Source organism: Sporosarcina sp. NCCP-2331, from assembly GCF_023707945.1.
Classification (GTDB): domain Bacteria; phylum Bacillota; class Bacilli; order Bacillales_A; family Planococcaceae; genus Sporosarcina; species Sporosarcina cascadiensis.
This window is the reverse complement of the sequence record NZ_BRCD01000010.1, coordinates 20,100-39,034: the sequence shown is the minus strand read 5'-3', so window position 1 is coordinate 39,034 and position 18,935 is coordinate 20,100. Positions and strand designations below refer to the sequence as shown.

At 43.6% G+C, this 18,935-nt stretch carries 19 protein-coding genes and 5 tRNA genes; 4 read left to right on the top strand and 20 right to left on the bottom strand.

Going from position 1 to position 18,935, the window contains the following annotated elements; translation table 11 throughout:
* Nucleotides 1-14: 14 nt before the first annotated feature.
* From NCCP2331_RS07625 to NCCP2331_RS07560, 14 genes are all read right to left on the bottom strand, one after another.
* Nucleotides 15-1,634 (bottom strand): diguanylate cyclase, encoded by a 1,620-nt coding sequence (locus tag NCCP2331_RS07625; RefSeq protein WP_251669735.1) that lies wholly within the window; start codon nucleotides 1,632-1,634, stop codon nucleotides 15-17.
* 133 nt (nucleotides 1,635-1,767) lie between these two features.
* Nucleotides 1,768-3,117: a phosphoglucosamine mutase gene (gene glmM / locus NCCP2331_RS07620; protein ID WP_251669732.1), complete on the bottom strand. Its 1,350-nt coding sequence runs from the start codon at nucleotides 3,115-3,117 to the stop codon at nucleotides 1,768-1,770.
* A 50-nt stretch (nucleotides 3,118-3,167) separates the two neighbouring features.
* Nucleotides 3,168-4,514, bottom strand: coding sequence for a CdaR family protein (locus NCCP2331_RS07615; RefSeq protein WP_251669730.1), 1,347 nt, complete (start codon nucleotides 4,512-4,514; stop codon nucleotides 3,168-3,170).
* Nucleotides 4,507-5,343: a diadenylate cyclase CdaA gene (cdaA, locus tag NCCP2331_RS07610; RefSeq protein WP_153723083.1), complete on the bottom strand. Its 837-nt coding sequence runs from the start codon at nucleotides 5,341-5,343 to the stop codon at nucleotides 4,507-4,509. The genes NCCP2331_RS07615 and cdaA overlap by 8 nt, the downstream gene beginning before the upstream one ends.
* 158 nt (nucleotides 5,344-5,501) lie before the next feature.
* Nucleotides 5,502-6,137, bottom strand: coding sequence for a zf-HC2 domain-containing protein (locus NCCP2331_RS07605; protein ID WP_251669722.1), 636 nt, complete (start codon nucleotides 6,135-6,137; stop codon nucleotides 5,502-5,504).
* Nucleotides 6,138-6,149: 12 nt separating this feature from the next.
* Entirely contained in the window at nucleotides 6,150-6,713 is a 564-nt protein-coding gene (gene sigW, locus NCCP2331_RS07600; protein WP_153723081.1) for an RNA polymerase sigma factor SigW, read from the bottom strand.
* An 18-nt stretch (nucleotides 6,714-6,731) separates the two neighbouring features.
* Nucleotides 6,732-6,896 (bottom strand): hypothetical protein, encoded by a 165-nt coding sequence (locus NCCP2331_RS07595; RefSeq protein WP_251669720.1) that lies wholly within the window; start codon nucleotides 6,894-6,896, stop codon nucleotides 6,732-6,734.
* Nucleotides 6,893-7,798 (bottom strand): arginase, encoded by a 906-nt coding sequence (gene rocF, locus NCCP2331_RS07590; RefSeq protein ID WP_251669712.1) that lies wholly within the window; start codon nucleotides 7,796-7,798, stop codon nucleotides 6,893-6,895. Before rocF ends, NCCP2331_RS07595 begins: the two co-directional genes overlap by 4 nt.
* A 14-nt stretch (nucleotides 7,799-7,812) precedes the next feature.
* Nucleotides 7,813-9,924 carry a sensor domain-containing protein gene (locus NCCP2331_RS07585; RefSeq protein ID WP_251669710.1) on the bottom strand — a complete coding sequence of 704 codons (2,112 nt, stop codon included), beginning with the start codon at nucleotides 9,922-9,924 and terminating at the stop codon, nucleotides 7,813-7,815.
* 213 nt (nucleotides 9,925-10,137) lie between these two features.
* A tRNA-Gln gene (locus tag NCCP2331_RS07580) sits at nucleotides 10,138-10,212 on the bottom strand.
* A gap of 46 nt (nucleotides 10,213-10,258) precedes the next feature.
* Nucleotides 10,259-10,343, bottom strand: a tRNA-Tyr gene (locus NCCP2331_RS07575).
* Between the two features lie 383 nt (nucleotides 10,344-10,726).
* Nucleotides 10,727-10,801, bottom strand: a tRNA-Glu gene (locus NCCP2331_RS07570).
* Between the two features lie 18 nt (nucleotides 10,802-10,819).
* A tRNA-Thr gene (locus NCCP2331_RS07565) sits at nucleotides 10,820-10,895 on the bottom strand.
* A gap of 7 nt (nucleotides 10,896-10,902) precedes the next feature.
* Nucleotides 10,903-10,977: transfer RNA gene (locus tag NCCP2331_RS07560), tRNA-Asn, on the bottom strand.
* A gap of 281 nt (nucleotides 10,978-11,258) precedes the next feature.
* On the opposite strand from NCCP2331_RS07560, the gene NCCP2331_RS07555 reads away from it, so the two are divergent.
* Nucleotides 11,259-11,924 carry a polysaccharide deacetylase family protein gene (locus tag NCCP2331_RS07555; RefSeq protein WP_251669708.1) on the top strand — a complete coding sequence of 222 codons (666 nt, stop codon included), beginning with the start codon at nucleotides 11,259-11,261 and terminating at the stop codon, nucleotides 11,922-11,924.
* A 31-nt stretch (nucleotides 11,925-11,955) separates the two neighbouring features.
* On the opposite strand, the gene NCCP2331_RS07550 is transcribed toward NCCP2331_RS07555, so the two are convergent.
* On the bottom strand, nucleotides 11,956-12,642 hold the full coding sequence (locus NCCP2331_RS07550) for a KinB-signaling pathway activation protein (RefSeq protein ID WP_251669706.1): 687 nt from the start codon (nucleotides 12,640-12,642) through the stop codon (nucleotides 11,956-11,958).
* Between the two features lie 138 nt (nucleotides 12,643-12,780).
* Between NCCP2331_RS07550 and gerD the strand changes: the two genes are divergently transcribed.
* Entirely contained in the window at nucleotides 12,781-13,383 is a 603-nt protein-coding gene (gene gerD / locus NCCP2331_RS07545; RefSeq protein WP_153723077.1) for a spore germination lipoprotein GerD, read from the top strand.
* A gap of 20 nt (nucleotides 13,384-13,403) precedes the next feature.
* On the opposite strand, the gene NCCP2331_RS07540 is transcribed toward gerD, so the two are convergent.
* From NCCP2331_RS07540 to NCCP2331_RS07520, 5 genes are all read right to left on the bottom strand, one after another.
* A complete protein-coding gene (locus tag NCCP2331_RS07540) occupies nucleotides 13,404-14,462 on the bottom strand; it encodes an Mrp/NBP35 family ATP-binding protein (RefSeq protein WP_153723076.1) in 1,059 nt (352 codons plus the stop codon).
* Nucleotides 14,463-14,537: 75 nt separating this feature from the next.
* Nucleotides 14,538-15,251 carry an N-acetylmuramoyl-L-alanine amidase gene (locus NCCP2331_RS07535; protein ID WP_251669703.1) on the bottom strand — a complete coding sequence of 238 codons (714 nt, stop codon included), beginning with the start codon at nucleotides 15,249-15,251 and terminating at the stop codon, nucleotides 14,538-14,540.
* 131 nt (nucleotides 15,252-15,382) lie between these two features.
* A complete protein-coding gene (locus NCCP2331_RS07530; protein ID WP_251669882.1) occupies nucleotides 15,383-15,679 on the bottom strand; it encodes a rhodanese-like domain-containing protein in 297 nt (98 codons plus the stop codon).
* Nucleotides 15,680-15,760: 81 nt separating this feature from the next.
* Nucleotides 15,761-16,354: a hypothetical protein gene (locus NCCP2331_RS07525; RefSeq protein WP_251669701.1), complete on the bottom strand. Its 594-nt coding sequence runs from the start codon at nucleotides 16,352-16,354 to the stop codon at nucleotides 15,761-15,763.
* Nucleotides 16,355-16,464: 110 nt separating this feature from the next.
* Complete coding sequence (locus NCCP2331_RS07520; protein WP_228551127.1) at nucleotides 16,465-16,812, bottom strand: DUF3889 domain-containing protein; 348 nt, start codon at nucleotides 16,810-16,812, stop codon at nucleotides 16,465-16,467.
* Between the two features lie 208 nt (nucleotides 16,813-17,020).
* On the opposite strand from NCCP2331_RS07520, the gene NCCP2331_RS07515 reads away from it, so the two are divergent.
* Together NCCP2331_RS07515 and NCCP2331_RS07510 are read left to right on the top strand one after the other, a co-directional pair.
* Nucleotides 17,021-17,548, top strand: a complete 528-nt coding sequence (locus NCCP2331_RS07515) for a sigma-70 family RNA polymerase sigma factor (RefSeq protein ID WP_153723073.1) — start codon at nucleotides 17,021-17,023, stop codon at nucleotides 17,546-17,548.
* Nucleotides 17,541-18,863 (top strand): DUF4179 domain-containing protein, encoded by a 1,323-nt coding sequence (locus tag NCCP2331_RS07510; protein ID WP_153723072.1) that lies wholly within the window; start codon nucleotides 17,541-17,543, stop codon nucleotides 18,861-18,863. Before NCCP2331_RS07515 ends, NCCP2331_RS07510 begins: the two co-directional genes overlap by 8 nt.
* Nucleotides 18,864-18,935 lie beyond the last annotated feature (72 nt).

The following is an 18,935-nucleotide window of genomic DNA, read 5'->3' as shown; positions in this document are numbered from 1 at the left end:
GCGCCCCCTTCCTCTTACTCTCTCTTATCAAATAAACGTGTGGCCAGCTTATCAATACGTCCGAGTACCTCAGCCGGCTGAAATGGTTTGATGATATAGTCATCAGCACCCAGCCATAAAGCTGCCTTAATATCATTGGCACTCTTTCTGGCCGTCATCATAGAAACTGTTACATTTGTTTTAGCATGATCACTCTTCAGACGGCTCAACACTTCCAAGCCATCCATTTTCGGCATGACACCATCCAGCAGTACAATGAAGTAGTCATCCGGCGAATACCAGTCATCTTCTAAAAATGCAGGACCGTCAGAATAAGTTTTCACCATAATTTCAATATCTGATGATTTTAATTCCAATAAGGTTTGCTGAAGAATCTGACGAATGAATGAGTCATCATCTACGATTATCACCATTAGCTTTCGTTTGACTGCCAGCTTGCATTGATCATAGACAACTGTTTTATTTCTGCCTTCACGTTTTGCCTGATATAAAGCTTGGTCTGCAGCAGAAACTAACTCCCCGATATTCCCTTCATACGTTGCGCTTCCTGCTGAAAAGGTAACTTGAAAGGTCTCCTCTCCCGAAGCGAAAGACATAGCATTGAAACTCGAGCGGATGCGTTCCACCGCGTTGACAGTCTCTTCTGCCGGTATATTTGCAAATAACAGAGCAAACTCTTCCCCGCCATAGCGGAACACATAGTCGCCCTCTCTTTTTTCTTCTTTAATGATTTCACCAAATTTACGAAGCACTTCATCTCCTGCCGGATGGCCAAATAAGTCATTCACTTGTTTGAAATGATCCAAGTCCACCATCACTAAAGAGAAAGACCCGTCCAATTGATCAGCATTCTTTGCCAGGTTATTGATCGTTTCATCAAAATACCGGCGATTGCCAACCCCTGTCAGACTGTCTGTAATCATGCTGCTGCTAATAGCACGCTGGCGTTGCTGCCGATTGAACAAATAAGGGAAAAAGACATCCATATCAAAGGGTTTTTCAATAAAATCCATCGCACCTCTGCGATAACTCTCAATCTTAAAATCTTTTGTCGCATGTTCACTGGAAATAGCCAATGTCGTATTTTTCTGTCTCGCAGTCTCTGCTATTTGATCCAGAACTTCAAAACCGGTCATGTCAGGGAGTTTGTGATCAATAATAACGATGCTCGGCCGCATAGAATAAAATTGCTCAATACCTCTTTTTCCGTTTAGAGAAATGATGACTTGTGCACCGAATTTCTCAAGCAGCTCTTTTAAATATGAAACAAATTCCAGATCATCATCAATAATTAAAATAAATGTTTCGGAGTCCAAACGGTTTACGTACCGATCCGGCAATTGAAATTCTTCTTTTTTTACAGCAATTGAGTCATCAAAATACATGCGAATGCGATTTTTCAAGTTTTCCAATGAGGTAACCGGAATTTTCTGATCATTGGAAGAGGATAAGATCTCCAGCTGAGAGGCACAAAAAAGTGATAACTGATGCAATCCGATAGTTCCGGACGTACCTTTGAGTTTGTGCAGAAAGTAATACAGCTCACGCTCAGTTAAGCTGCCTCTTGTTTCCCACTCATCAAAGATATTCTCTGTTCTCTGTGCTAGCATATCCTGATATTTTTTTTGGCTCATTCTATCTGTTTCCCCCCGTTCATCGGAAGCATTTCCCCAACGGCCTCTACTTCAAGTACCGCTTTATACAATCATTTATGAAAGAAAGCCGGAAACATAGGTAACCCCTGTTTCCAGCTGCGAAACTATTCGTTTACTCCAAGCCCATTTCCTCAATCACTACTTGTGAAATTCGTTCTGAATAGTCTTCGCACAGTTCCTTTGTCGTCGCTTCTACCATGACTCTGACAAGCGGTTCTGTTCCTGAAGGGCGGACTAAGACACGTCCTTGTCCCGCCATTTCCTTTTCCACTTCATTGATCATGCTGGCAATGCGCAAATTATCCATAACGGCATGTTTGTCAGCCACTCGGATATTTACGAGTTTTTGTGGATATATAGTCATTTCATTGGCTAAGTCAGATAGTTTTTTGCCTGTTTGCTGCATGATATTTACTAATTGCAAGGCAGTAAGCAAGCCGTCCCCTGTCGTATTATAATCCATGAAAATGATATGTCCGGATTGTTCGCCGCCTAGATTATACTGGCCATTTCGCATTTCTTCCACTACATACCGGTCACCGACAGCCGTTTGTACACTTTTCATTCCAAACTGCTCAAGCGCCTTATAAAAGCCTAAATTACTCATCACAGTTGACACAATAGTATCTGCTTTTAAACGTCCTTTACTATGTAAGTAACGTCCTACAATAAACATGATCTGATCGCCGTCTACTATATTTCCCTTTTCATCTACCGCAATGAGACGATCTCCGTCGCCGTCAAAAGCAAGGCCGATAGCTGCATTTTTCTCTACGACCAGTGCAGCCAGCGTTTCAGGATGTGTAGAACCGACGCCATCATTAATATTTAATCCGTTTGGTGAAGCTCCCATTGTCGTTAAGTCCGCATCCAAATCTGCGAATACATGCGTAGCCAATACAGAAGTAGCACCATGTGCGCAATCAAGTGCTACATGGATTCCATCAAAATCTTCATCCACTATTTGTTTCAGATATTGGATATATTTTTGGCCGCCTTCAAAATACTCTGTAATCGTTCCTACCCGTCCGCCAGTCGGCCGCGGCAGCTGATCTTCTTCTTCGTTCAGCAGTTTTTCAAATTCTGCTTCCTGATCATCTGTCAACTTGAATCCATCCGCGCCAAAAAACTTGATTCCATTATCTTCTACCGGATTGTGGGAGGCAGAAATCATGACGCCCGCCTGTGCGTTCATTACTCTTGTGAGGTAGGCAACGCCCGGTGTGCTGATAACGCCCAGTCTCATAACTTCTGCCCCTACCGAAAGGAGTCCTGCGATCAATGCATTTTCTAGCATTTCACCGGAAATACGTGTATCTTTACCGACAAGAACTTCTGCCTTTCCTTCAATATCTCTCGTGAATAAATAGCCGCCAATTCGTCCTAGTTTAAATGCTAATTCAGGCGTCAGCTCGGTATTTGCAACTCCGCGGACTCCATCTGTACCAAAATACTGTGTCATTTTAACTTCTTCCTTTCGATCATATCCTCATTGGATTAAATCTGTTGTTGTCAGGCTTTTGTTTCTACGGATTTTATATCCAGCACGGCATTGCGCACTGCCAGCTTCCATGTGATGCCTTTAGGCGCTTCCACCAGTAATGCAGCTGCTTGCCGGCCTTCCGTTTTTACATCTGACGCATCTATATAGATTAAGATATCTGTACGTTTCATTTGTTCAAGTTCTTCTTTTGTGCCTGTCACTTGCAGGGAAACATTGCCGTTAGCCGGCTCCGCAATCGATGCTGTATAGGCAGCGTCAAGATTCCGGATGGAGATGGGCACTTCACTAATTTGCTGGGTGATTTGACTGGGAACTGTTACATTCTCAGGATTACTGTCTTCCGGCGGAGGAGCTGTTTCCTCATCCACCGGCTTTGCAGCAGATTCCTCTGATTTATCCGGCTCATCAGAATCTGCCGGTTCGCCGGCTATTACTACTTGGACTTTTACTTTATTAGGTGTCACTTTGCTGACATCATTCGGCTTTTTAATGGCCACTTCCACTTTACCGGATTTACTGACCTTCGAAAGATCGACTTCTGCAGGAATCTCTTTCACTGCATCCACCGCACTTTTCGGACCATAGACACGGACAGACTGCTCTTCTAATGTCACACTCTCTACAGTCAGGTCACCGGCCGGCTTCCCTTTACGAATAAGCTTCAACGGTACATCGCGGCTGTATTCCTTCACATCCACCTTCACCGTCACTTCTTCCGGTTCCAATGAAACAGATAATTTATTCAGATCACGGTCAAGCACACGAACACGCGCTTTTTGCTCAAACGATTTATTTATTTTATCATCCCCAGTTACAGAGACTTTGACAAAGCTGATGGCTTCCACAATACTTTTAGCCCCTGTGACATTGATCGAGCCCGGCTGTACATCCATACTTTTTACTTCATAACCTTCCGCCAGCAGCCTGGTGTTCATTTCAGGATCTATGCGGAATGACTGCGTGACTTTTTCTTCGATATTGACATGAACATTTGGCGGTTCAATCCTTACATCCAATTTATCGGAAAGATTCTCTGCCTGTATCCGAACTGTATGTTCACCTAATGTCAGATCCTGCAAATCTAATTTCAATGTGAAATCTTTCAGCACCTTCGTTGTCTGCACAATATTGGCGGGCCCTTCAATCGTCATATTGACCATCTCAGGAACACCTGTCACAACCAGGTTTTCTGTATCGTAGTACACCTCTACCGGTACATCTTGAATCAGGGCGAACACATCATTTGCAGTATTACGGTTCGTTTGATCTTCTGCTTTCACTGAGAAAAACAGCGTAAGCGCCAAGAACAGGGCAATCAGACGCAGAAACCAGGGGCTGTCTATGAATTTATCCATTATTTTTCTTCCCCCACTTCCATAGAGAAGTATCCGCTTGACCGGTTTCGCTGCCGAACCATGAAATTCTCAATAACTTTTCGAATTCCTCCATATCTAAATGACGGTTGATATCTCCGTCCGCCGTTAAGCTGACTGCACCCGTTTCCTCAGATACAATAATCGTTACGGCATCTGTCACTTCACTGATGCCGAGTGCTGCACGGTGGCGTGTACCCAGTTCTTTAGAGATGAATGGGCTTTCAGACAACGGCAGGTAGCAAGCTGCAGCGGCAATGCGGTTCTTAGTTACAATAACTGCCCCGTCATGCAGCGGCGTGTTAGGAATGAAAATATTGATCAGCAATTCGGATGAAATATGCGAATTCATCGGGATTCCTGTTTCAATATATTCGCTTAAACCTGTTTCTTTCTCAATTGTAATCAAAGCGCCGATCCGACGCTTCGCCATATAACTGACCGATTTGCTGAAAGCACTCACTAAGCGGTCGCGCTCTTCTTCTTCCTGCATGGCAGTGCGCGCAAACAGCCGGCCTCTTCCCAATTGCTCAAGGGCCCGGCGCAGTTCCGGCTGGAATATAATGATTGCAGCTAAGAAACCCCATCTGAGAACTTCTTCCATTATCCACTGAAGCGTATTTAAACCCAGCCATTCCGTCACATAACGACCGATTAGGATAACAAATATCCCTTTTAGTAACTGAACTGCTTTTGTGCCTTTAATAATAGTAATTAATTTATATAATACGAACCAAACCAGAAGCACATCCACAATATTTTTCAAAATTTCCATTGGTGCTAATGTTGTTACCTGCTCCAAAACCGGCATGTGCTTCCCCTACCTTTTACAAAAGTTCTTATTCATACAGTATAGCATATTTTCCAGCTTACATGCCTGCCTTAAGGGGATGCTTCTATTTTTTGGACATTAAAAAAGTGATGCCGGAAACCCTGTTCCCGCATCACTTGATAAATGTTTACATCCTCTTATTCAGTTTGCTCTTTATCCGCTTTGGAAGAAGGGATCACATCTCTTGCAACAGACTTTATTTTGTACCAGAGCCAGTCGAATACTTCGTTGATTTCTTCACTGGAACCAGTTATGACAGCGGTGGAAGCCATAAACTTTGAACCGCGTATCACTGTTACATTGCCATCGACTTCTCCCTCAATGCGCAAATCACCGTTCTTCACGACAAGATCGCCTTTCACGGTTTCACCGGCAGGCACCACCACAGTTTCACCTTCCACCACTACATTCGGCTGTTTGGTAAATGAAAATTGCTGTTCATTTTCAAAACTGGAGAAGAATGATGCACTCATCAGAATCAGGAACAGTGCAGCCGCTGCCATCATAGGATGCTGCCGCAGCCATTTCTTCGGCCCCTTTTTCACATTTTGCTGAGGCAATCTTGCTGTTACTCCGCTTACAAAGCCTGAAGGCGCCTGAACAGTTTCGACACTGCTGAATAAGTTCACTGTCTGTTCTAGCTCTTCCATCATATTTCGGCATTCGTCACATGTGCTAATGTGCTCTGTTAAGATTTTTTCTTCTTCATTTGTAATTTCACCATCTAACAACGCATGCATATAATGGACAACATGTTTAGGACATTTTTTCATGAATCCAACCTCCTACATACTCCCCATTTGTTGCCGAAGCGCTTCTCGCCCTCGGTGTACTCTTGTCTTGACAGTCCCTAAAGGCATTTCTAAGATATCAGCGATTTCCTGCAACTGTAGGTCTTCCATATATCGCAAAATAATAATTGTTCGGTATTTATCGGGCAGCCTGTTCACTTCATACTGGATACGTTCCTTCATTTGCATCTTTTCCACTTCTTCTTCCGGAAGTTGCTGATCAGCTGCGATTTGCGAATACATATCTAACCCTTGTGTACCCGGCACTTCTGCGTCTAAATAATAATCCGGTTTCTTCTTGCGAATGCGGTCAATGCACAGATTGGTCGCAATCCGGTATAGCCAAGTGGAAAACTTCCGCTTTTGATCGTACGTTTCCAAATTCACATACGCACGCACAAATGCTTCCTGCGCAATATCTTCTGCCTCTGCCGAGTTATTCAGCATGCGGTAACATACTTGATACAGCCGATGCTGAAAATGAATGACAATCTCTTCAAAGGCTTCCTGATTGCCACCCAGCACTTCTTTTACACGCTTTGTAATCAATTCATCCAATAGGCTTCACCCTCCGCTCTATGCGGCTGTCCCTTTATATACGTTACAGGCTTCATTTGGTTTCACTTTTTCTTTTCTTTTTATGTCCACTACTACAATATCATTTTTCGGTCGGTTGGTGATAGGAAAATCTCCACAAAAAAATGGCCGAAACCAATAAGCTTCAGCCACTCCTGTAATCATAATAATTTTTCACCGAATAATGAACCCATCAATCCCACTGCCACATCTGCTGTTTTATTATATTTGTCGAGGATTGGATTTACTTCAACAAATTCGGCAGAAGTAATTACACCCGCGTCTTCGAGCAGCTCCATCGCCAAGTGACTTTCCCGATAGGTGATACCGCCCGGCACCGGTGTACCAACTCCAGGAGCATAAAGAGGATCGAGCCCGTCTAAATCTAATGAAAGGTGGACACCGTCTACCTGTCGTGATGCCAAGTAGTCCAGCGTTTGCTGTATCACCGCGGTCATGCCATATCGATCAATCTCATGCATTGTGAAAACTTTTACGCCTTTTTCTTTGATCAGCTTTCGTTCGCCCGGATCTAAAGCTCGTGCTCCGATAATAACAATGTTCCGAGGATCAACCTTTGCACCCTCATGATGTACATTGACTAAATTTTCATGGCCAAGTCCTATACTGACAGCCAGCGGCATCCCGTGGATATTGCCGGAAGGGGATGTTTCACTTGTGTTCATATCTGCATGCGCATCATACCAAATAACTCCTAAATTCTGATAGTGTGCAGCTAAACCGGCAAGCGTCCCAATCGCTATACTGTGATCTCCGCCCAGAACCAGAGGGAACCTTTTTTCTTTTACAATGCGCGAAACAGCTGTGGCCAGTTCTTCCGTCGCTGCCGTGACTTCCTGTAAATTCTTCAGACTGGAATCAAAACAATGATTTTCCTGAACTGCGGAAATCGCGATATTTCCTTCATCTGTCACCCGGTATCCTAGATCTTTCAGGCGCTCGGCGGCACCCGCATATCGAATAGCGCTCGGACCCATATCTACTCCCCGGCGGCTCTGACCAAAATCCAACGGTACACCGATCATCGAAATATTCAGTTCACGCATCAGCAACTCCTCCTTCAGCTGTCTCTCATCCGGCTCTCCCGTGTCTCTTTCGCTTCTAATAACATAGTCGGCCGTCCAAAATAATACCCCTGTCCTTCTCTGCATCCCAGACGGTACAGCATATCTGACTGTTCCTGTAATTCGATGCCTTCTGCTACGACATTTAACCCCGCTGTATCGGCAAGGGTGACAATCGCCTTAACGATTGCCTGACTGTTTTCATTTTCTAAAATATCCCGCACAAACGCCATATCGATTTTCAATGTATCGGCAGGCAGCTCTTTAATATAACTGAACGTGCTGTACCCTGTCCCAAAGTCATCGATTGCAATGGTAATACCGGCACTCCGAAGCTTTTGTATGGAATCTTTCATTCCTTCCATATCCATAAAAGAACTTTCCGTCAACTCCAGCTCTAGCATTTCAGCAGGTACACCGAATTCCTCCATGATCTGAAACACCGAATCTACAAAGCCATCTTCCTTCATTTGAACAGTCGAAACGTTAACCGCAAACTTGCAAAAAGAATTTTCAGCAAGCTCTTCTGCCGCACGTCTGCAAACTTCTCGTAAAATCCATTCGCCAAGCGGAACAATGATTTTAGTTTCTTCTGCAAGAGGAATAAATTTCATTGGCGGTATAATTCCTAGATCCGGATGTTTCCATCGGACCAGAGCTTCTACTCCCGCGAGTTCACCTGTGCTTAAAATTACTTTAGGCTGATATTCCAAATAAAAATGCTGCTGCTGAACACTTTTCCGTAATTCATTTTCCAATAATATTCGCTCTAACGACATTTTAGAAGTACCATGCTGATACATCTCACTGTCTCCGCCGCCCCGCATTTTCACTTTACCAAGGGCCAATGTGGCTTTGGTGACCATTTCAGAAGGCTGATTCGCATGCTCGGGATACATGGAAATACCGCAGCTGATCGACAGCGTGTAAGATTGCCGGCCGACTTGAATCGGTTTTTCCAAATATAAACGGATATCTTCTGCATAATTGTAAATATCAGTTTCTTCCGTTAATCCTGTAACGATGAATGCAAACTCATCTCCCGCAATTCGAGCCAGCAAACTTTCCGGACCCGTTTTTTTCTTCAGGCGCTCGCCAACCATCGCCAGCAAGTAGTCCCCCGCTTCATGCCCCAACAAATCATTGGCATAGCGCAACCTGTCAATATTGATGTGAACGAGCGCAAAGACTTGGTTTCGGGTACGCGCCCGCTCAAATGCCAGCGCCAATTGCTCGCGGAAAGAGTTGCGGTTCATCAGCGAAGTCAGCTGATCATTGTAAACCAAATAACGAATCTTTTCTTCTGACTTCACCCGTTCTGTTACATCCCGCATAACAATCAGCAACTGATCCTCGTAATCTACCGAACCATGCACTTCGTTCAGCTTAGCCTCCATTATATGGATGCCGCCCTTCACGTCGAGCAATGAAAATTCTAAACTGATCGTATCGCCATTATACTCGCGAAACTGAGACACTTTTTTCTCGGCTTTCTGACGGTCTTTCTTATAAATAAGAGAAAATAATGAACCTTCATACAGACTGTCCAGAGAATATCCCAGCAACTTTCCAAATGAAGGAGATACGTATTTGAGTTTCCCATCGCGATCAATAACCGAAATGAAGTCGGAGGCGTTTGTCGTAATGATTTCATAGAGTTCTGCACTTTTACGTATTTCTTCTTCCATTAACTTTCTAGCTGTAATATCGTATCGGATAGATATATACTGATAGGGTTTTCCTTTATTATTTAAAAACGGAACTATAGTTGTATCTACCCAATAAAATGAGCCGTCTTTTTTCCGGTTTCGTATGTCACCGCGCCAAGTCTTTCCGCTTCCAATTGTGGACCACATATCTTTAAAGAAAGAAGAGTCATGATAGCCTGAATTGACAATACGCTGATTAGCGCCAATCAAATCATCCAAAGAATACTGGGAAAGCTTTTCAAAATGTTCATTTGCATATCGGATTGTACCTTGGGAATCAGTAATAGAAACAATTGCTGCCTGCTCTAAAGTATAAGCAATATCCCCAAGGGTTTTTTGTATACCTAATTCACTATCTGGGTCGGCGAACTTTTCCATTCCTTTTAAAAAACGCTGCATATCTATATCACAATCCCTATATTTGTATATTTTCTTTTCCATCTGCAAGAGAAAATACCTATGCGTAATATTATTTATTATACACCATTATCCATTCTCTTCTAGATGTTAAACTAAATTAAATCACAAAAAAACCCTTCATTATTGTAAAATAATAAGGATTCGTCATATTTCTTTTTAATTGTAATATAAGCACTATATCGAAAGGTAAAATGGCTGGGGTAGCTGGATTCGAACCAACGAGTGACGGAGTCAAAGTCCGTTGCCTTACCGCTTGGCTATACCCCAACGTGTTGCTTGGTTATGGTTAAAAAGGTAACAAGTAAAACAAACATGGTGGTGGGGGACGGATTCGAACCGCCGAACCCGGAGGGAGCGGATTTACAGTCCGCCGCGTTTAGCCACTTCGCTACCCCACCGTGTTAAAATTTCGATAAGCTTCGCATTACTGCGTCAGCTGCACTCGCTCAGTCAGTCACGTACTTTTAGGTACGCTCCTTCTTTCTCTCGATTGCTTCCTTGTTCTGCTCGCTTCTCCCAATTTTAACGGGATTGCGATAAGCTTCGCATTACTGCGTCGCTTGCACAGGAAGTGCTGACTTCGATGTTGCCACAGGACGTGGCGTTCTTAATCGAAGATCCTTTAAGTCAGTCACGTACTTTAGGTACGCTCCTTCTTTCTCTCGATTGCTTCCTTGTTCTGCTCGCTCGGGCCTACAGGATGTAGGTCATGCATCCGTTACCGCACGACGCGGTGAATTTAGGATGCCTTCCTTACGATAAGCTTCGCTTTAGAATAAGTTGGTGACCCCTACGGGATTCGAACCCGTGATACCGCCGTGAAAGGGCGGTGTCTTAACCGCTTGACCAAGGGGCCAGAATAAGAATGTTCTCATGGAGCTTCCAGCCGGGCTCGAACCGGCGACCTCTTCCTTACCATGGAAGCACTCTACCTGCTGAGCTATGGAAGCATAAAAATGGCTCCGCAGGTAAGATTCGAACTTACGACCGATCGGTTAACAGCCGATTGCTCTACCACTGAGCTACTGCGGAATAGTTAAATTGTTAGTTATTATCTTTGACGACAAAAATCATTGTATCACGCTTACTCAGTATGTGCAACCTTTTTTATATAATACCTCGAACTTTTTTTATTATATAGCTTACTCATCATATGCGTCAAGACTTTTTCATATAATATTTTATCGGAATCCATGTACAGCCTCCGGCGTTTGTAATCATTTTGGAGGAAGTTAATCATGTCTGCACGATTAACTTCCAGACGCAATCACACCGGGGGGTGATTGATACTTTACTGTCATAAGGAGATCAGTATGCTGAAGAAAATCATCCTAATTTCTATGCTTAGTCTATTATTCATTTTGTACCTGCCCAAAATTACCGCACAGCCTTCTTCTTTAACAGCAGTTTTTCGCCTGGCAGAGCATCCTGCAGTTATCGTAAAAGGTGTTCAAGGCTCAGCCGCCACAATTGATATTTCATTTGGTGAGCAGGAAATTGAAGAGCTAGTGGATCAGTTGTCACAGCCATATCCTCTCCTTTTTATAGATAGTGACTGGGCACTGCGTTTCCCTCATATCGTCGAGAAAATCAAGAAACGTTCTATTCCTGTTGCTTTACTGGGGCAGGAAGGCAGCAAATATGAGGAGAATACTTCATTGTTCATACAGCAGCTCGAGCAGTTTGAAGAGGCTTTTAAAGCCCGGCCGCTATGGTTCCGCACAACCGATGAAGTGTTTCCTCAGTCGCTGCTGCAGGCCGTCAATGAAGCAGAAATCAATGCATTGGGCTCAACTGTGCATTGGAGCGGAGGCGACTTGCCTAAAAAGACTGCAGGTGAGATTATTGCTGTGCCTCATCATCGTGAAGAGCGGGTCCGTCTTAAAGATATTGAGCGTTTATTGGCGAGCAGACCATTTCAATCAGTAGAAGATTTACTGTTCCAGCCTTCTGTTAAAACAAAAAAGTTGCCAAAATAAAACCGATGGGAGATGTGAACTCCCATCGGTTTTATTTGGCTTTAGCCGATTTTTGCAGCTTTACTTTCTTTCGTTCACTGCGTCGCTTGTCCAGCTCTGCTTTGTCAATATCCGACTGCCTGTTATATTTCGGCAAAATGAGCAATTGATAAGCATTCACTGCAAGCAGCGGGAATAGAAGGATCGTGACCCATTCATCTCTGTTGCCAGATTGGACCATCAAAGCCGGCAGCCATTCGAGCGTCGTGATGACGATCATAAAGAACAGCGCGGAAATTAGTGCATGTTTCTTTGTCCACTGTGCTTTGAAATAAGCGGTCACTGCGGATACCGCAACCAATGTGAGAAGCAGGAAGATATACAAGAATGTCTGTCCTGTACTTGCCTGTGATAATTTAAAACGGAATACTACCAGGTCAAACAGCACAACCACGATGATCAACATCTGTACCCAGTTCCATAACGTTAAGGTACGGAACATGTTCACACCGAATTGGTGAACTGTCAAATACGCAAAAAAGCCCATTTGTGCCACGACACTCATGGTGAAACCTAAAAAAATCATCCATAGGAACGCGCCGAGAAACTGCCATATTTCGCCTGCCTGTATATATCCAAAAAAGAAGTTCCAACGTACGATTAAGCCGACAATGGCTGTAATCCCACCGCCGATTGCCATAGCGCGCAAGAAAAATTTAACCCAATTTCGTATTGTCACAACACTGTTCCCCTTTTTTTCATGTCCTTAACAGTGTATCAACGATTCTCCAAAAAATCTATTTCATTGAACGAATCATGCATATTCCTTCTGATATTGTGAACAATAAATGAAAATACAAGTGGAAGGTTGATTGGAATGAAAAAAATTGCAGGTCTTCTCCTATTCCTTGTATTCCTGACGGGTTGCAGCGGCGGACAGCAGGCAGGTCCAAGCTATGACGAAATGAAAAAAATGATGACAGACGCGATCCAGACGGAAGACGGAAAAAAAGCGCTGCGTAAGTTAATGACAGATCCGGAGTTCCGTGAGTTGCTAGTGCTAGAACAGCCTGAAGTAAAACAAAGTATCGAAAACGTACTGCTTTCCAAAGAAGGAGAGAATTTTTGGAAAACTGCGTTTGAAGATCCTAAATTTACGGAATCTGTAGCGAAAAGCATGAAAAAGCAGCAGGCCGATATTATGAAAGATTTAATGGGGGATGCATCATTTCAAAAAGAGATGGAGAAGTTTTTCGGTCAGCCCGACATGATGAAGCAAATGGAGAAAGTTATTAACTCGAGCACATTAAAAAAAGAAATGGAGAAAGCAGTGGAAGATACGATTAATAGTCCGCTTATGCAGGCAAAATGGCAGCAGCTCATTATGAAAGCCGGAAAAGGTAGCGAAGCGGAAGGGGAAGATAAAGGCGGCAAGGAAGAGTCCGGCGAAGAAGAGGAAAAAGCAGGCGGTGGGAAATAACTTTCCACTCGCCTGCTATATTATTTACCGCGTTTTTCAATTACTGTATCAGCTACTTGTAAGTAAATTTTTCCGATCGGATGATCTTCTGCATAGACTGACGGCGCAAATTCTGTTTCATTCCAGTCGGGCTGGCCTAATGGAATCTGTCCCAGCAGCTCTGTGCGAAGTTCTTCAGACAAACGTGTACCGCCGCCTTGCCCAAAAACGTACTCTTTCTCACCCGATGATTTTGATTCAAACCATGACATATTCTCTATAACGCCGAGCAGTTCATGATCCGTCTGCAAGGCCATCGCTCCTGCACGCGCCGCGACGAATGCTGCAGTCGGGTGCGGTGTTGTCACGACGATTTCTTTGGAAGCAGGAATCATTTGGTGAATATCAAGTGCAACGTCTCCCGTTCCCGGCGGCAAATCCAGCAATAGATAATCCAGCTCGCCCCATTCAACGTCACGGAAAAATTGATCCAGTACTTTACCCAGCATAGGCCCTCGCCATACAACCGGTGCGTTGTCTTCGACGAAGAAGCCCATGGAAATTACTTTGACACCAAATCTCTCAACCGGCATAATGCGATCTTCTCTAACTTCCGGCATTGCGGTAATCCCCATCATATCAGGAACACTGAAACCGTAAATATCCGCATCAATCAAACCGACTTTTTTACCGCGTCTTGCCAATGCCACTGCCAAGTTTACAGATACAGTCGATTTACCAACGCCGCCTTTTCCAGATGCAATCGAAATAAATTCGATATTGGACAAAGGAGATAGAATATCCTGCGGCTCTGCTTCTGTTACCGTACCGCGAAATTGCTCAAGCACTTCTTTCGGCAGTTCTTCAAAACGTATTCCGACAGAGTCTGCTCCTGCCTCTTTCAAAACGTCCACTACTTTCGATTGAAGCGCTAATTGCTCACCGGTATTCACTTTCGCAATTGCTACTTTGACACTGACATGCTGCTTTTCAGGTTTAATGGTTACGCCGACAATACCATTAGTTTCTGCCAGTGTTTTATGTAAAAACGGATCTTCCAATGCGCCAATCAATTCACGGACCTGTTGTTCATTAATCACATTCGACACTCCTAACTAAATTCATTCACTCCCCTTTATCATACCATATTCCCAATAGTCTCAACTGTCATTTGCTCACTGTTCATCTGCATGCTCATATTTCACGATGCCGTCGACAATGGCAGCCGCCACTTTTTTCTGATAGGCTCGATCTGCCAGTAACTTTCTTTCTTCGGGATTCGATAAAAATCCGGTTTCCACTAAAACAGCAGGTGACGGCACCTTTTTCAGCAAATAAACGCCCGTTATCTTCATGGCTTCCCTGTCCGTATTTTTCAACTGGTTACGCAACTCGCCTTGAATCGAACTTGCCAGCATTTTTCCGGCCGGATTGCCTCCAGGATGATAGAATACCTGGGAACCGCGCCAGCGTTCTTCCGGAATCGCATTTACATGCACACTGATGAACATATCGGGTTCTAACTCCACTGCCATGCTTTCCCGTAATTTCAGATCTGCAAATTTCCGGCTTCTTGTCGAATTAAACGATTCAGACGGTGCATGTTCAGCAATTGCGTCTCCTTCCTTTTCGCGGGTCATTTTGACAGTTGCCCCTTTTCTTTCAAGTAATTTCTTAACTTCGTGTGAAATACTCAGTGTGATGTCTTTTTCTATAATATCTTCCGCCGAAGCTCCTCCATCTTCCCCTCCATGACCCGGATCAATCAGAATACTTACACCACCCAGTTCTGCAGGTGTGAAAAAACCCCGGTCAGACGCCTTTACGCCATACCATACCCCGCCCAATGAAAAAAACAACAGCAACCCTGCCACAAGCCACTTTTTCATCTATACACCGCCTTTTTCTTTCACTATACGCTTGGACAGCCGGTGTTATGTATCGGGTCAATTAAATAAAGCCGCAGGAGCACCATTCTGCTCTTGCGGCTTTACATATTTCACGGGCATGTTCGCATTTTTTATTCTGTCTTACCTTCCCAAGTCAGCATGCCGCCCGCCATATTCGTTACATCAAAGCCTTCATCAGCCATGATTTCCTGTGCTCTTCCGCTTCTGCCGCCTGAACGGCATACGAGGATATAGGGTGTTTCTTGATCAAGATCATGCATTTCGATGGGAAGATTGCCGAGTGCGATATGCGTTGCCCCCGGGATCTTGCCTGCTGCTACTTCATCATCTTCGCGCACATCAATAATATTTAATTCCTTGCCGCTTTCTAATTGTTCTTGCACTTCTTTTGCTGTCAATTGTTTCAAAGCCATGAGCTGTACCCTCCAAAATATCTAATATACCTTCATTCTATCCCGCCTGTTGAACGGTTGTCTATAGATATGAACCTACATCAATTCACTCGGCGTATGTCCTCTGTTTTCCCACAGTCTTGTAGTGTTGGCGATTTCGATGACTGCCGGAATATAACGTTCCGCTTTTTCAACCGGCAGTCCGAGACGGCCAAGGAAGTCAGACAGTTCTTTAGTGAATTCTCCCCCGCTCATCTGCAGATCGAGCACGAGCTGCTCCACTTCTTCCTCGATATTGACCGAAGCATCGAAGTCTTCGCGCATCATCTCTTTCAGACGTTCTTGCTGGGGCGTCTGCTGAAAATAAAACTGATCCATATAGGACAATAATTCATTTTTTTCCGGCACATAAAACGGTTTTCCGGCAGCCGCTTGTTCCAGTGCCTTTTTTTCATTGAAAATATGAAGAACTTCCGCTACAAACGTGTCCCGATAGACATGAACAAATCGTTCTTCCAGCTTTTCCTTTACAGGTGGCTCATTGACGAAGGCGACCAGCGCCTCCAATGAAATCCTGTTCTCCGTATATGTATGATAGATTTCCAGCACTTTTTCGAACGGCGTCACACCATAAAGGTTCGTACAGGCCGCTATATAATCCAGCAGCAAATTTTCGTCTATATCTTTCATTCAGATCACCCCTTTCAAGTAGTAAATCTTCTTTTATCTATCAATTGTAACAAAATTGCCTGCGGAATACAGACAAACCCGCATCTATTTTCAGATGCGGGTTCATTAATTTATTCGCCTGCATGCAACTCTTGGAATTCTACGCTGATCAGCTTGTCTGTTCCCACCGCATATGTCACGTTTACAAGCACGCCGAATTCACGGCTTCCCTCTTTCAGCCACAGTCTGAATTTCTCAACGGCGGCTCCTTTCTCCGATTCACTTCCTATATGCAAGTAGTCCACAACATTCGCCTGAGGATACTTCACCTGCGTCTCCTTAATTGCGAGCCGGGACCATTTTGCATACGTGGGGGCCTCGGATTGTGCAGCAGCTTGGAACGGTACTGAAGCGACAGTAGAAGCACCTGCCAAGATAAGCCCAAAAGCCAAGCATAGATTTCGAATGATGACATACACCTCCTCCCGCTATAGGATGCGTCATTTCTTTTGATTCATTCTAGGTGTCTTCTAGGTGCCTGTGCGCAAAACAATCATGAAAGTTCAAACAATCATGTTTGTTCAAACAATCATGATTGTTTGCTGCACAGGCACCTTTTCTAAAAAAGTTGAAACGAAACGTTCCGCTCTGAAGTCTAATGTATGTCCGGACGAAAGGAGTTCTTATATGTTTCACTCAGACTTATTGAAAAAAGCACAAAAAGGGAATGACCAGGCGTTTCTTGAGCTGATTAATCCTGAAAAAGATAAATTGTACCGAATTGCTTTTACTTATGTGAAAAATGAAAGTGACGCACTTGATGTAGTTCAGGAATCCATTTATAAAGCTTATACTTCTATCAAAAATGTTAAAGAGACTGCCTATTTTTCCACATGGCTGACCAGAATTCTGATTAATACCGCTTTAGATTTCATTAAGAAGAAAAGTAAGGTGGTTCCCATTGAACAGGATTCCCTGGAAAGAGTGGAATCACCACAAAAACCATTTTCCGAAGATAAATTAGATTTATTGGAAGCCATCGAAGAACTAGAGGAGAAATACAAGACTGTGATTGTCTTGCGGTTTTATAAAGATTTAACGGTAAAACAAATAGCCGAGCTTTTGGAGTGTCCAGAAGGTACGGTGAAAACAAATTTGCATCGAGCCATTAATCGATTAAAAATACGTTTTAAGGAGTCGTGTATCAATGAATAATGAAAAGCATGATGTGAAAAAAGCCATCGATCAAATTGACGTGCCGCATGATAAATTAGACCAATCGATAGCAAATGCAATCAAAAAGGGAAAAGTAAACAACATAAAGCAGCGCCGGAGAGTATGGCCTTCCATTACAGCAGCTTCATTCGCGGCCTTTATCTTGCTTAGTTCCGCTTACGTATCACCGACGATGGCAAGAGTGTTATCTTCCGTTCCAGTGCTGGATTCTGTTTTCGAATTTGCAGGCGACAGAGGATTAGTCATCGCCAGCCAAAGAGGATTATCAAATGAGATTGAACAAACTGTCACAGACGAGGGTGTTAGTTTGACCATTAAAGATGTGTATTATGACGGAACACGCCTGTCGATAAGTTATATACAGGAATCTGCTCATCCGAAAGATCATCTAGGTGAATTTCAGCTGAAAGCAGACGGTCAGGTAATCAACTTCTCAGATAGTCGCACAGGCAAACTTTTATCCGAAACACAATTTGCAGGTGTTATGAATATAGCGCCTGTTGAAGAACTTCCTGATTCATTTGAGCTGAGTATGTCATTGAAGGAAGTAGGAAATGTCGCAGGCACATGGGATTTTGAAGTTCCAGTTGTGCTGTCCGACGAAGACGTAAAGACGATTCCAGTCAACAAGAAACTAGTCTATCAGGACACGGAAATGACAGTGAAAGAAGTGAAAATCGGAGCAGCAGGCATTAAACTTTCTGTGTCCGTTACCTCCCCTGATGAAATCGATCCAAACATGGTAGGTGATCATCTGCTGAATCTTAATTTGCTGAGTGATCAAGGAATAGCTCTGACTCAACTGGATGTCTACGGCGCAGGAAACATGGTAAACGGCCAAAACGTGATAAATATGGAATATCGATATGAACCGCTTGAATACGCTTCTGAATCACTCACAGTCAGCCCGTATTTAGTTCCGGTGAATACAGGCCAACCTGTGCGAATTGAACATTCGTTACAATCTGATCAATTGCCACTAACTATCGATCAAGGAGAAATGGGCAAAATTATTGTTCAAGATTTACAATACGAAGATGAAAAAATGCTTCTGTACTTCGAAGTAGACAGTGACTTTACTTACGATGGACATTTCCAGTTCAATACGCTTTGGCTTGAAGATGAAAAAGGCAATAACCTGACGATTACAGGCTATCCAGAGCGTGTGGAAGGCAACACATACGTACAGGAATTCAAAAAGACTTCTAAGGTTGAGCAATTGACCCTGGTATCTTTTGAAATGCCTTATCTGGAAATGCTTAATGAGTTAGAATTGGAGATACCTCTGAAGTAGATTTTTGTAAACCGCCTGAGCGTCATTCAGCTCAGGCTTTTTTCTATCCCTTCATTTATTACCGTTTACAGC